General features: G+C 61.0%; 6 protein-coding genes. All 6 read right to left on the reverse strand.

Annotated elements, in window-relative coordinates:
- Positions 1 to 8: 8 nt before the first annotated feature.
- Positions 9 to 1,868, reverse strand: coding sequence for an ATP-binding protein (locus QX051_RS08555; RefSeq protein ID WP_315775756.1), 1,860 nt, complete (start codon positions 1,866 to 1,868; stop codon positions 9 to 11).
- A gap of 162 nt (positions 1,869 to 2,030) precedes the next feature.
- The gene (locus QX051_RS08560) at positions 2,031 to 2,744 is read right to left on the reverse strand and encodes a GntR family transcriptional regulator (RefSeq protein ID WP_315735411.1); all 714 of its coding nucleotides are present in this window, start codon (positions 2,742 to 2,744) and stop codon (positions 2,031 to 2,033) included.
- Positions 2,745 to 3,003: 259 nt separating this feature from the next.
- Positions 3,004 to 5,910: a helix-turn-helix transcriptional regulator gene (locus QX051_RS08565; protein WP_315775757.1), complete on the reverse strand. Its 2,907-nt coding sequence runs from the start codon at positions 5,908 to 5,910 to the stop codon at positions 3,004 to 3,006.
- An 818-nt stretch (positions 5,911 to 6,728) separates the two neighbouring features.
- The gene (locus QX051_RS08570) at positions 6,729 to 12,203 is read right to left on the reverse strand and encodes a hypothetical protein (protein WP_315775758.1); all 5,475 of its coding nucleotides are present in this window, start codon (positions 12,201 to 12,203) and stop codon (positions 6,729 to 6,731) included.
- Between the two features lie 311 nt (positions 12,204 to 12,514).
- Positions 12,515 to 13,564, reverse strand: coding sequence for an EscU/YscU/HrcU family type III secretion system export apparatus switch protein (locus QX051_RS08575; RefSeq protein ID WP_315735417.1), 1,050 nt, complete (start codon positions 13,562 to 13,564; stop codon positions 12,515 to 12,517).
- Entirely contained in the window at positions 13,561 to 14,379 is an 819-nt protein-coding gene (sctT, locus tag QX051_RS08580; protein ID WP_315775759.1) for a type III secretion system export apparatus subunit SctT, read from the reverse strand. Before sctT ends, QX051_RS08575 begins: the two co-directional genes overlap by 4 nt.
- Positions 14,380 to 14,382: the final 3 nt, after the last annotated feature.

Here is a 14,382-nt window from a genome sequence, read left to right on the forward strand (position 1 = left end):
CGATAAGTCTAGGCCGGCTTGGGCGGCGTCGGCAAGGTCACCCGAAACCGGCTTCCGATTTGCAGTTCACTCTCAACCGAAATCGTGCCTCCGAGCTCCCTCACGATCCCATAGCTGATTGAAAGGCCGAGGCCGAGCCCTTCGCCGATTTCCTTGGTGGTGAAGAACGGATCGAACAGCGATTTCATGTGATCCGCGGAGATTCCGCTCCCGGTGTCTGCGACCTCGATCGTAACCGTGCTCTCCGCACGCCGGATGCAACCGCTGAGAACTCGGCGCGGGCGGTCGCGCATCGACTGGACCGCGTTGGAGAGCAGGTTGACGAAGACCTGCTCGAGACGGATCGGATTCGCCTCAACGTGAGCCGGCTCCGCGGGCAAGTCCAAGACAACCTCGATACCTTCATTTCTGATCCGGTACTGCAGGAGCCGCATCGCATTGCCGAGTGTCACACCGACATCGACTCTGCTGGTTGCACCGGTCTCCTTGCGGGCAAACATGCGCAAGTGACCGATCAATGCCATCATTCGCTCGGCTATGGATGACATCAGGTCGAGGTTCAAGGCCGTTCGTTCGATCTCGTTGCGTTGCAACAAGACTCGGCTGCTTGCGATGTAAGTGGTGAGCGCCGCGAGTGGCTGGTTGATTTCATGCGCCACCCCTGCCAGGGCTTGTCCAAGACTGGCAAGCTTCGCACTCTGCACCAGGCTCTCGTGGGTTTGTCGCAATTCCTGCTCGGTGCGCGTCCGTTCCAGGACTTCACTTGTCAGTTGACGATTGGCTTCGCGCAGCTCCATCGTGCGCTCCGCAACACTTCGTTCGAGCAGCTCGTTAGCTTCGCCCTTGGCTTTCATCGATTGCCGCCATTGATGAGCGACAAGCCCAAGCAGCTGTACCGTGAGAACGGCAAAACCGGCCGTGACCGCGATGGTCATTGCATGCCGACGAGCCTCCCCGATGTCCGAAAAAATGAGCAGCTGCCATCCATGCGCCGGCAGAGGCCGCGCACGCAGCGCATATTCGTGGACGCCATCGTCGTCGCCCAGTTCGACCGATACCTCGCCCGATTCGGCCGACGAACCGAGGATCGGAGCATTCTCGATCGTGTCGCCGAACTGCCGGGACGCGTTCAGACGCGCGACCGCGGTCGAGGGTAGCCTTCGCAACGGATGATATTTCCACTGCGCGCGGCTGGCCAGGATGAGCACGCCTTCTTCATCTTCCATGGCCACCAGATCACCGGCCCTGACCCAATCGGCTTCCAGCGGCGTCAAATCGATCTTCACGACGGCGACCCCGATCGTAAGCTCGCCTTCGGTGATCCGTTGCGACAAGAAGTAACCAGGCAAGCCGGTCGTCACCCCAACGGCATAGAGCTGCCCTTCCCCGTCACGGATTGCGCTTTGGAAATAGGGGCGAAAGTCGTACGCATGCCCGACGAAGCTCTTTGCTCCATCATAATTGCTTGCTGCCAGCGTCACCCCGGCCGTGTCCAGCACGTAGAGCTCGGCCGATCCCGCGGCCTGATTTAGCGACTTAAGATAACGGTTGGCAGCTTCGACAACTGCCCCATCGCCCGGTGTCCGGAACAGCCGGCGCACCGGATCGGCGAGTGAAAGAACCGTGGGCAGATATCGGAAGCGGGCAACGGTTGCATCGAACGTGCTGGCGATCAACGTAAGCCGATCGTCGGAGTCGCGGCTCATCTGCGCGAGGCCAGCGCTCAGGGCCAATCGATAGGACAGCAGCGCGACTCCCACGATCGCCAGGACAGCAATTGCGGCGATAGCCGGCCAAGCCCTTGAGAGCCCACCCGGCAAGCCTAGTCGGCTCGAAAACCACGCCGACATCGCCACCCTCTCGCTCACGCCAGGGCTCAAATGATGGGCCTGATTTTGGCTTCGGTCGCCCCGCGAATTCTCCCCGCGCATGCCGGATCCAGAGCTTCACTCGCAACCGGGGTCTTGGACCCTCTCACAGGTCGAAGGTCGATGTACCCATGGGCATTACAATCAAACGTCAAACGAGATCTATATGGCCGCGGCCATCGTCCAGCGTGACCTAGCGTCCCTGATGAGCTCGGGCAGATCGACGATCATCCGACACATGTGCGTTTCCAATTTAGCGCTTGCACCTTTCGGATCTTGATCGCGGAGCAATTCGATCAGCTCGAGACATTCTCGTACCTGCGCGCCGTGATCCGGGCTTTGCAAGATCGAGAGGCATCGGACATACCGGCTGCGATCATTGAAGTTCCGCATCATTCTCAGCATCTGCCCGTTTCGCGACAGCTGCGTGATCTGCTCGAAGACGCTTTCGATGGTCATCGCATGATGCTTGACGCACTTCGTTGCCGAGTGGCCCACTGCAACGGCTTCCACTTTCATCAAACCCCGGCCGAGACGCGCAACCGAGGACGGATCGAGTGGCCTCGTAATATTGTGCTCAAGAACCAGCCGGGCAAATTCATACAGATCCTGCAGCTCGGACGCGTTCGGAACCTTGGAGAAGAAGCCTCGCTTCGCGATGCTGTCGATCAGCCCCTCGCCTTGTAGGCGCTCCAGCGCTTGGCGTACAGGCGTGGCGCTCGCATTGACGCGATCCGCCAGATCGTCAATATGCAGATGCTCTCCCGGAAGCACCCGGACCTTGCCGTCAGGGACCAGATCATAATGGATGACGAGGTCCTTGAGCTTAGTGTAAGCGGTGTCTACCTTGCTGATATCCCCGTCTGTATCACGCATGCCACGTCCCCTTGAACCACCCTAGGCGGACGCAACTTGCCGGCCGCAGACGTAGCTCCCGAGAGGCGTCTGACTCGTCCCCGGAATGCTCCGACAGCGCCGACGAGCACGCACGAAGGGATTCGACGACGCCCGACGTCGACTCCTTGCCCTGCTACTCGTTGTCCACCCATGACTTTCATTTTTTTATACACCGTAAGCTTACGCACTCATTGCAGCCGTCACCATCATAAAAACTATGCAATCGATGTGTACTGCTTCACTGGAGCATGCTGAGACGGTGTCTCATCGCGTAAGCGGTTGCTGCGGCGCGCGAGCTCACGCCGATCTTCATATATATGTTCGCAATGTGCCGATTGACGGTCGGCACACTGAGGCGTAGTTCCGCGGCAATGGCCTTGGAGCGGCTGCCGGCAGCGAGCTTGCTGAGGATCTCCATTTCTCGTGGGGAGAGATCATCAGGACCTCGCGCGTATAAGTTGCGCGACTCCGCCTCGACTCCCTCTATCCGTGCTCGATCGACGCGATCCTGCCAGCTTCGCATGCCGAGTGCTACGAACTGCTCGCGTCCCCGCTGCAGCAGCGCACGCGATGACGGCTTATCCCCTGAGGTTCCCGCAACGGTCGCCTCATCAAGATCGACGAGCGCTCGGAGGCAGACTTGGCCTGCCCGGTCAAGGTCGCCGCGGGCCTTTGCGAAGTGTGTGCGTGCCGCAACCGTGTGATCCTGAAGGGCCGCGAGGCGTCCGAGGATGAATTCACGGCATTCACCGGCTGCACCGATCGTGTTCCCGTGTTTTGGAGCGCGGACCAACGCTTCGAACCGGCGCGCACGTTTGACGTCCTCACGCTGCCAAGCGGCACAGACTCCGAGCCCAAGGGCATCATCCGACAGCTGTCTGTCGGAATTCGTGTTCTCCAAGGATCGGAGCAGCGCCTCAATGCGAACGTCATATTCGTTTTCGCCAGGCAAGAATGCTTCAGTCAGAGCGGCGAAGCCAAGCACGATTTGTCCAAGGCGCACCGGATGATCCTTGACGATCTGCAGCGCACGCGAAGCGACTCGGCCAATCGCCGGCCAGTCGCCACCATACAAATAGGCACGCCATGCGACCGCGGAAAGCTCCAGGGCAAGATGCAAGCGGTGCCACGGTCCCAATCGGACAGCCAGCGCACGCGCGTCGCGCAGCGCCGCGTCTGAGCTTGCCAAATGACCCAGGCTCGCCTCGGCAATCGCGAGAGAGGTTAAAGCCTCGATCCGACCAGGAAGCGACCCGAAACACTTGGCATCCCGCAACAGGTCGTGCGCAGTTTCGACCCCCATGGCGAGTTGCCCATGCCGATAGATCCAATCATGGGTCACGACCTCTCGAGCCCGGATGATGGCCGCCGGATTCTGCCATTCGGCGGCCCAACGTTGCACCTGCTCTGTCTGTTCGATGGATCGCGGAGCATACAGGTCGAGCGCCGAGGCACGATCCTCTTCGTCTCCAAGCTGACGAACGAGATCGAGCGCACGCGGATCCGGCGCGTGGTAGATCGCCTCAAACGTCCCGTCATTCCATCGGCACCGCCAGTCCTGTCGGAGCACCTCCAATCGGGCCCAGTGCAAATCTCGGCGATCATCGCAGGCTTCCAGTCCGCGCTCCACCAGAGGCTGCCACATCTCAGCGGGAGCGCCGGCGTCCCGCAGCCTGCGGACAATCGCCACCAGGAAATTCATGGTCCATGATGGCCGCCGCTCCCAGCATCGGCTGAACAGAAAGCGCGTCGTCGCATCGGCGGCTTCGACGTCGAGTGATGCAGCCTGCGCAAGCGCGAGATCACGGAGCATCTCGTCCGAGACAGCATCGCCTGCGAGATCGCAAGCGATCCGAAGGAATACTGCTTCGTGCTCGCTGATATAGTTCGCTCTCGCGCGCACGGCTGCGTTCAATGCGAAGACCTCGCCGATTTCAGCACCCGGGATGCGCTGCGAAGCGTGATACTGATGCGCAATCTCTCCAGGATCGGCATCGAGCTCAGCGAGACGCGTCGCCGCGCGTCGATGCAAAATCGCTCTCCGATCGGGGTTCAGCTCGTCGTACAAGGCGCGCCGCAACAACGCATGCGCAAAGACGTAGCCATCACCGCGAACGACGAGGACCCCAGCCCTCATCGCCTCGTCGATATGGTCCAGAATCGTCTCTTCGGAATCCGATATCAGAAGCTGCAATCGGCCGAGATCGAACCCTTCGGGAAATATCGCAGCGATCCGCAGCATTCCCAAGGTCGGCCCCGAGAGCCGCGCGAACCGTCGCGACAGCAACGGACGCAGTCCGGCCGGGATGCCGATACCGTTGTTCACGAGATCGGCGGGCCATTGGCCCTGGCGCCCAGCAAGCTTTCCCTCTTCGACAAGGTGGTTGAAGAGCTGGCGCACATAGAACGGATTGCCGCCAGTCTCACGGTGAATTGCCGTGGCAAGCGATGCAGGCAGCCGCTCGTCTGCCAATGACTCCAGCATGCGCATCGTGTCCGCCGGCTCGAGCGAGCGAACCGCGATCCGATGAAGCTCGCTCTCGCGCATCAGCGCATTGAGTTCCAGAGGCTCGCCGCCGGTCTCGTCGGGACGGAGAGTGATGACGGTCAGCAGCGGCAGAGATCGCGTCGAGCGTAAGCAATGCAGCAACATCGACCAGGATTCGCGATCGGCCCAGTGCAGGTCCTCGAGCACGAGCAGTAGTGGAGACTCGACTGCAACCGCATGAAGCAGATGAACCGCGGATTCGAACAGTCGAAACCGCTCGTCCGGTCCGGAGAGTCCTTTGAGAGCAGGAAGATCCGCAGCGGCCGCGAACGCCGGCACCACGCGAGACAGCGGCCGAATCATGTCATTGCGAGCATGGTTGAGGAGTGTCGGCTGCTCGCGAGCCCATTGGGAGAACGTGTCGGCAAACAATCCATATGGCAGAGGTTCGGCCATCTCGTAGGCGGCCCCCCTCGCCACACAGAAGCCGCGCTGCTTCGCAGTTTGGGCCAGTGCCTCGACCAGACGGCTCTTGCCAATTCCAGCCTCTCCTACTAGGACCGCACCAACAGCGCGTCCATTCTTGTCCGGGAGAAGCCCGCGAAGCCGGTTCGACTCCTGGTCCCTTCCTATAAGCGGAACACCGCTATCCCTCATGCGCTAACCAATAGCCAACCTACACGATACTCTTTTCATGGCTGCGGCAAGACGCACTGCCGCCTGTGCGATTCAACCGCCCACGAAACTTAAGATTGCGTTGAGAAAATATCAGCTCGGCACGATAATACCAAGCGGCAAATCAATGTTGCGCTGCGCACATTGGGCTCATCTCGCGAAGACTGTCGCGCAATGGCGACCAGCGAGAGTCGAAGGACCGAGATCGATGACGATCTCCATGTCAACTTCAGCCAATGATTGCCTGCTCCGAAGGTCCACAACCCTTACGATTTTCAATAAATCGACTCAACTGAGGTTCGAACCATCATTGAGTGGCTTTCTTGACGATGCCTGCTTCGCGTCTCGCGTTTGTGGCGAGATTTAGCGCCCTCGCCGGCAGATGCGATCATGGCTGTTGTTGTCAAAGTGAAGTTCCGAAAGGGTTGCCGGGAGGATACGACTGCCACGCTTGGTGAGAGTCGGCTAAAGCAATCTTACGAGGGCGTCGCTCCCCTGCGCGGCACACGTCGACGTACTGCGGTCGCCGGGAAGGTGTGGTCGATTGAAACCTGCCAGCCGCCGGGGCTGGGCGCTCCGGGCGGACTGCGCATCTCTCCCATTACAGAACCATATACGCGAATCGTCGCGCTTCGAGCGCGCCAGACGAATTGCTCGTGCGTCTGCACCGACGTCGGGGTCGCGGCTTGAGGTCACTTAGGCCGAGGGTGCTCGACGTATGTCAATGTTGCCGAGGGCGCGTTGTCGCCACGACGTCCCGCCACTCGGCGCCCCTGCAGAGAGGAGACGCATGGGATTCGTCACCTCTGTAACCAACTCAGTCCTTCCAGCCCCTTATCTTTGACGAAAGTCACAACGACATCGCTGACGTGCCCGAAAGCGGGCCAAGCGCGATTGAGCCCCTTCAGCGAGAACGAAACAGACGTTACTACTTGATAGTTCGCCGGAGCCCTGCGGCGCAGCATCGCGTAGATCGATAAGCCGGATCCAACCGCGACGCCGACCGCGCCTGGGATAGCCCCGATATTACCGTGAATATCGTAGACGAGCTCAGCAACATTGCCAGCAATCAAACCGGCACTTCCGGTTATCTGCATGCGGCGAGACAGTCGAGTCGTGTCCCAGGACGATGCTGGAGGGATATGTACGATTTCGGGAGCCGTCTCTCTGCTCTTGGTTCCGCTGGCCGCCCCATTAAGGGATTTCAACTGCTGCGCAGAACGGCCGGTTCGCCAGGCAATTGCTGTCCAAGATAGGCCTCGCGAGTTGTCAAACGACCCGGGAATCCTCAACCCCGCGCCGGTCCAAACTGCATGCGAATCGGGATTGCTTGTATACGTGCTTGGAATCCGATCCCGGTGCGCCTTGATGATCGCCCGCGCGGAGGAGCCATTTCTCGCTGCAAAGGCATCCAGGTCCTCGCCTGATTTGATCCGAGCGGTGATCTGCCTCCCCTTAGACGTGAATCGCCCGGGAATTGCCAGTTTCTCGCGACGCCCGACATCCTCGAGCACCTTCCTGACGGACTTATTTTCCTTTCTGGCGATCTGGCGGAAAGTGAGCTGCTCATCGTTGCTCTTGATGGAGATCGACTTATCTGGATTAATTAGTTTAAGCGGATGCGCGGGATCTCTCGCATTGACGCGTCCGATCACCTCGTCCGGTACGTTATTCCTGTCCGCGATTTCGCTCAGACTGGTGTCGGTTGACCGGACCGTATCGGTAGCTCCACGCGATCTAAGCGCGCCATAGCCACTGAAATAGCTCCGCGCTCCCAAGACGATTTGCGCGGAGCCGATGACAGCTGCTCCACCATATTGGAAGCTCAGCAGGTGGCCGCTCGTCACACTGACGATGTCGTTTGCCATGCCGTTGGCAATGAAGCTCACACCTGTTGCGGTTCGCAAATACGGGGCTGCTTTTTCGGGTATTCTCAACTTGGCAGCCAATTTCGGCTTGAGCTGAACGATGTTCAGCGGTCCACGAACTGTGGCGTTCCAGGCCGCCAGCATGCCTAGAGATCCGAACCGCGCGGCTGCTGCAAGGGCAACCGCATCGGAGGCCACTCCTGCAGCAACGGGCAGAGCCTGTCGGAGGCCTGACCTGCGCGGTGCCACTTGTCGATCGCCCACTCCCGTGTAGGGCTGATCCGTGACCACGACACGAAAATCCTTTTTCGGTAGATCGTAGCGTCGGCTGTATGTCTTGGCTGATTGCGGCGGACTTCCGCCCCAGTCAACAAAGCGGTCTGTTGCTCCGATCACTCCTCGCCGTTTGATGTTTGCGTCGTTCATGGCGAACGGTCGGCTTGGCTTGTTTCCTCGTGTCTCCACAACGTAGATATACCTGTCGGCGCTACTGCCGTATTTGGAGGGTTGGAGAGCGACCCGGTCCTGAAATCGTTCGAATGCCTTCGGGCTGAGCACAAGAGTCAAGCCGCTCGAGGCCGGCGGGGGCGAGGCCGGAGAGACCGCACCACCGCCGCTCGCGGGCGGCTTGCCGCCGCCACCACCCGCGGGCTGGGCTGCCGTCGAGGCGGCTAGGGCCCAATTTGCAGCCGAGTCTTCGCTGACAGGTCTTTCGTGCAACGCCAAAGCGGTCTGCCGGAACGATGCGAGTGCCGCTGGATCGCCTGCGAAAACCGCTTTGTGGAAGTCGGTCTCCCCCATCCGGTCGCGAATGGCCTCCGCGATCTTTGCCTCCGTCGCATAGGCCGATGTGCCGCGGCGCGGCACGACCTGCGAGGCGAGAAGCTCGGTCACACCTTCATTCAAGTTCGAATGCGGCCGGCTTGAATCAATGACCAACGTGCTTGCGAGCTTCTTGAACGATTCCGAGGTCAGTGCATGCACCGCCTCGTGCGCGACCACGTCCGGGCTCAATCTATCGGTCCGTACATAGACGCGATGCCCCTGATCCGATGAGATGCTGAAAGCATCGACCGCCACCGGATCATGCTGGCCGCCGGCTTTTTGATATGCACGGGCGAAAGCGGCGGGATCCATGGCCTGCAGCCGGATGCCATTCGGCGATGTCCCGCTCGCCTGACCTTGATAGGCGTCAAACACCTTCCTTCCCGCGTCGAACGCGGCGGGCTGACCGGCAAGGCCCGTTTCGGCCACGGTGCGGGATCTGCTCTGCTGATAGTGATGAGAAGCCACACCGGAAACCGTATTGAGACCGATGGACAGATAGTCTTGGGCGGTCGGCGCCTTGCCGGAAAGGAGCCCGGGGCCGGCAGTCAACATGGTGTTCGCGCCCAATTGGGAGGCCGTCTGATAGAGCGGGTTCGACACGAGTCCATTCGGCCGTGCCGCGCTTGCGGTCCGCACGGCGACCTTGCCGTCGACGAACTTCGTCAGACCTCCCGTCACGCCGGCCACCGCGAGATTCTTGAAGTATCCGGAGAACGCATCCTTCATCTGCGCCTGGGCTTCGTCCTGCGTGAGCCGTCCCTCCGAGAGCTGATATTGGGACTCGACATACGTCCCCGCCACGTTGCCGAGACCCATCACCCCCTGATTGGCAACCATGACCGTTGATCCGGTTGCGAGCTTCGAGACGACCGAGCTTGCAGCCTGGTCGAGGCCGCGCGTAAGGAAGGCCTCCGTGGCTCCGCCCGTCAACGCCCCCCCTGCTGCGCCGAGGGATTGCACGCCCGATACGGTCGCATCAACGCCCGCCTGCTTCACCTCATCCCAGCTGCCGCCACCCTTGAAGAAGTTGTTGGTCAGCGCCGCATCGAGTGAGATGTGAGAATTGCTGTGAATGTCGCCGCCACCGAACACAGTTGCTGCATTCTGGGCCGTGTCGATGGCTTCGGCCGTTCCCGTTCCCACCAATGTGCCCGCCGCAAGGGCGGCCAATACCGGCGCGCCGGCTCCGGCCGTGGCCATCGTGACCGCGGTCGCAGCCGCGGCGATCGCGACGTCGCGCACGACTTCCTGTGCACTCGACCAATTGGCGTCGGTCTTGCGCTCGTTCTCGAACATCCGGTCATTCTGGGTGGCCAGATTACCCATGATGTTCAGATACTCGCCGTTGACCTCCTGGGCAGTCATCCCTCCCTGATTTTTCTGCAGGGCCGTGAGCGCCTCCTTCTTCTCCTGCAGATCCGACTCGAGCTCAGACCGGTTGGCACCGAACAGTCCCCCGACCCAATCGCCACCCTTCTGCAGAAGGCTGCGGTTGCCAAGTGCTTTGTCTTCCCTGTCGATGGCATCCTGCAGCTCATGTAGCCCTTGACCGATATCAACTCGCGCGTTCGCGTCTTTGAGGCTCGCAAGCTGCTCAGCGACCGCGCCATCGCTCAAGGCACCCGGATGCTGCGCAAAGAATGTATTGTACGCATGCGAGAGCGCGCTCTGGTCAGAGACCGTTTGCGGATCAAGTAGATTTTGCGGCAATGTCAGCCGAAACTGGGAGTCCAGCAGCTGATATTGAGCCAGCTTCTGTTGAAGCTTTGCATATTGAAGCGATTGCTGAGCCGTCGTCAGGGCGCTGCTCGCTTTGGTGAAACCCACAGCCTGTACATTGCCAGCTTGTACCGAATCAGTGTTGGCGGACTGCCGCGCGGTTGCGACCGCCGCCTCGCTCTGTGTGACACGATAATCCTGAACCAGCCTGTTGGTCGTTGCAGCCAGCTCTTTCGTGATCAGGCCGGCCGATGCCGCATCAGTTCTTGCCTGCGCTATCTGCTGCAACACCGGCGAGTTTGAGGGCAAGGGAACATGGCTATAGGTCTGCTCCAGATTAGCCAATGTCGTATTGCGCTGGTCGGCGTAGGCAAGCCCGGTTGCCGACTTGAAGCCCGCCGTCGCAATGTCGGACATTGTCGAGAGCTCGCGCAACTGATGCTGCGCTTGGTTCAGCTTGAGCTCCGTGGCGGCCGTCGGATTCTTGATATAGGCGGCCTGCGCATCCGAGACGGCCTGGTGGCCCTTGATCAGGGCGAGGTCGGTCCCGACTTTGTTCTGATAGGCGCTTGCCTGATCGTAGTCGATCTTCGCCGTGGTAGCGGTCTGCCGGGCTTGCGGGGACAATTTGGCAAGATCGGAGTCCCGCGCTGCCTCAAGATCGGTCTGCGCTGCCGCCGCAAATGCCACTCGGTGCTGAGCTGCGGCCCAGCCTGCATTCTGGTAATCAGCGTTCCCGTTCGCGAGCTTGAGATCGAGCGATGCCTGCTGCGGATCGCTGCCGCGCGTTGCACGTATGGTGTACCCCAATGGATGCAGAGCGTCGTTCACCCGATCCTGGGCATCCTTCGCAACCGTCCCGTATTTCTCGGAATTCGAAGCATAATACTGGAGCTGGGCCTTGCCCTGCGCGACCATGCCGACATCGGCGTTGAGCTTGCTCCGCGCGACGGTGAAGTCGTCATAGGCGCGCAGCTGCGATGGCGTCAAATTCGCCTGGGTCGGATTGTCGTTCTGGTCGATCGTGACACCGGCTTTCTTCAGCGCTGTGGAAGCGCTCTCGAGCTCTTTCTTGTCCGCCGCGGCCTGCTGCCCGTAGACGACGCTTTTCCCTGCCGCAAGGTCGGCGCTCGCGGCATCAAGCTTGCGCTGGTCCGTCGCCAGCTTGTGTTGCTGCGCATCCTGCTGCTGATTCAGCAACGACAGACGGTGCAATGTTCCGGCGCTGATCCCCCGGTCCATCTCGGTGTCCAGACGGCCGAGCTGCGATTTGGTCTGTTCGAGAGCAGCCGTATCGGCGGTGACCTTGGCCTTTCCCGCGGAAACCTGGGCCGAGGCCGCGTCGACGAGCGGGACAACTTTCCGCGCGACCGGATCTTTCACGGTGACCGGCGGCGGTGCCGGCTTGTAGTTCGCTGCGGCGGCGTCGATGCGTTGTGCGGCACTCAGATTGCTCTTGGCCGAACTCAACACCGCCTGGTCGGCGGTGACTTGCTGCTGAGCGGCCGCAACCTGCTTCTTCAGATCGCTGATATGGGCTTGATGCGCAGCCACCGCGGCGCCCGCGCCGCGACCGTACCCGATCGGAGCCTTCGTTCCCTGTGCATCATTCAGTTCGGTCTGCAGTTTATGCAGCTTTCCAGCATCACCGTCGAGAGTGGTCTGCGCTTTTGTCTGAACAGATTTTGCCTGCGAAACGGCGTCCGGGACCGGCGCCGCCGGCGCCGGGGCGGGAACTCCCGGACATGTTGCCGCCGCTTTCGGCGGAGCAGGCGGGCCAAGCAACACAGGCGTCGGCTGCAGAACCGGACCTATGAAAGGCCGAGGGGGCTGAAAGAGCGCCGAATTGCGATCGAGCATGCCCGACGACGATGCCGCGGACTTCGGCCGCGGCGGTGGCGGGGGTGGAGGCGGCGGCGGCGGCGGCGGCGGAGGCGGCGGCGGCGGAGGCGGAGGAGGCGGAGGAGGCGGACTGGCGACAACCGAGCCACCTGCGTCATCTATCCGCATTCGTGCGTCTCCCCGTCAGCGGCGGCGGCTCTGCTCTGGCAGACGCAGTTCGTCAGCCATGCAGCCCGCTCGGCGATCATGTCCGAACGACAGTTTAGGGCATCAGCCGGCGGCCGATCCGAAATATATTGTGAAAATACTGTGGGGCAGCACGGCTACACTCAGGACATGCCGCACGCGCGCAAGGCCGACACCACCGGCTGGAAAAACTCCTCGGTGATGTAATGGTCCTGAGCGATACGGCGATCGAGTTCCTCTGCGAGGTCTGGATTGCGGAAACGAGGAATGCCAAGCTCAGCCGCAGCTTCGGTGAGATTGTGCGCACGGACGGAACGTCCTTTGCACACGAGCCTTGGGACCTGTGTCTCGCCCGGAACATAACGCAGCCCGACCATCACATCGTCGCCCTCGATGACCACTGTTGCGCTTTCGATTCCTCCCCGCCCTCCACCGTGCGCCAGCGATTGCCGCTGACGGCGTTGCGCAGAGCGCACCTCCGGCAGGCCTTCCTGGTCTCTCCGCTCGCGCTTCGCCTCGCTTCGTGTCATCCGCATCTCGCGCATGAACAGTCCGCGCTGCACCAGAACGTCGATAAGGCCGCCCACCATCAGCATGACTATTGCCGCGACGAGGAGCGGTGCCATGACCGCCCCGGTCACTGGCACGAGGCACGAAAGACCGCATCCTGGCGTGTGAACCAAGGAGTTGAGCGACATCTCGAGGACGAAAACCGAGATCGTGACGAGGAGGGTCGTCTTGACCAGACTCTTCACCAGCTCGATCAGGCTCTTGAGCGCGAAAATCCGCTTCAAACCCTTTGCGGGATGCAAGCGCTCCGCGCGGGGCTTGATAGGGTCAAGGCTGAAGACGATCCCCTTGGTGACGGCGACGTTGACGACGAGGGACATTAGGACGACGATGGCCGCCCCCCTTGCAAGGTATGGCACGGCGGCTTCGTACATCATCGTTCCGATCGTGCCCGCAGCTTCCCGAAACGGTTGCCCGCCCGCATCGCCCACGAGCATCATGGCTCCCCGTAACCGCGCGAAAAGCTCCGGCAAGATCAGCCAGAGATAGAGCAGCATGGACGACAGGCATGCACCGGCGACCATATCGGTGCTGCGAAAGACCTGTCCCTTTTCACGGGCCTTACGTAACTTCCGCTCGCTCGGAGGCAGCGTCCGCTCCTCAGTGCCGCCATCCTCACTCATCGCAGGAACTGCCCTAGTTGGTCCAAGATTCCGGTCAACTCTCCAAGCTGAGTACCGAAGTGATCGAGCAGAAAGGCCGCATAGAGCGGCAGAACCAGGAAATAGACCAGGTTACGCGCCGCCATCGAAAGATCGAACACATTCAACTGCGGTGCGAAGCGGGCAATCACCATCAGCGCGAACATCGCAACGAACATGGCCGCCAGCACTGGGAATGCCAGGATCAATGCCAACTGCAGCACGCGGACGAGCATTTCCAGCGCCAATGGGCCGCTCTCCGCGCGCAGCAACGGCGCGAGCTCAATGACCGGCCAGAGCCTGTAGCTGCCATAAAGGGCTTCGACGACGCTATGAAAGCCGTCGGCTGCGACGAACAGAACCACCGCAGCGAGCATAAATAGCGTACCAGACGCGGTGGACTCGGTCATGGCGTTGGGATCCTGAAGCTGGGCATCGGGCGCCTGACGTTCGTAGTCGAGCAGGTCGCCCGCGACCTCGGCGGCCCAGAACGGGATCCCAAGCAGCAGACCAAGGAGTCCTCCGATGATCGCTTCCTTGAACCCGACCGCGACCAATCGCAATGTTTGCGTGCCGATCGGAGGAAGCACCTCAACAAGTCCGGTCATGACCGGTAGCGAGATCGCGACCACGAAGGCACCACGAATCAAGCCGGTCAGCCCGAGGCGAACAAACACGGGAAAGGTCATGACGAAGGCGCTGGGACGCGCGATGGCGAGCGCCAACGAAAGAAGATGACGGAAGACGAGATTGGCCCCCGCCTCGATGCTGTCCAACGGCATGAGGTCAAGCCCCATCGC

Origin of the sequence: Bradyrhizobium sp. SZCCHNR1053 (genome assembly GCF_032381235.1) — a bacterium.
GTDB lineage: Bacteria > Pseudomonadota > Alphaproteobacteria > Rhizobiales > Xanthobacteraceae > Bradyrhizobium.

Excerpts from the sequence above, each read along its gene's own strand:
- QX051_RS08565 (WP_315775757.1), bottom strand. The coding sequence starts at position 5,910 with ATGAGGGATAGCGGTGTTCCGCTTATAGGAAGGGACCAGGAGTCGAAC.
- sctT (WP_315775759.1), bottom strand. The coding sequence starts at position 14,379 with ATGGGGCTTGACCTCATGCCGTTGGACAGCATCGAGGCGGGGGCCAAT.
- QX051_RS08560 (WP_315735411.1), bottom strand. The coding sequence starts at position 2,744 with ATGCGTGATACAGACGGGGATATCAGCAAGGTAGACACCGCTTACACT.
- QX051_RS08575 (WP_315735417.1), bottom strand. The coding sequence starts at position 13,564 with ATGAGTGAGGATGGCGGCACTGAGGAGCGGACGCTGCCTCCGAGCGAG.
- QX051_RS08570 (WP_315775758.1), bottom strand. The coding sequence starts at position 12,203 with ATGCTCGATCGCAATTCGGCGCTCTTTCAGCCCCCTCGGCCTTTCATA.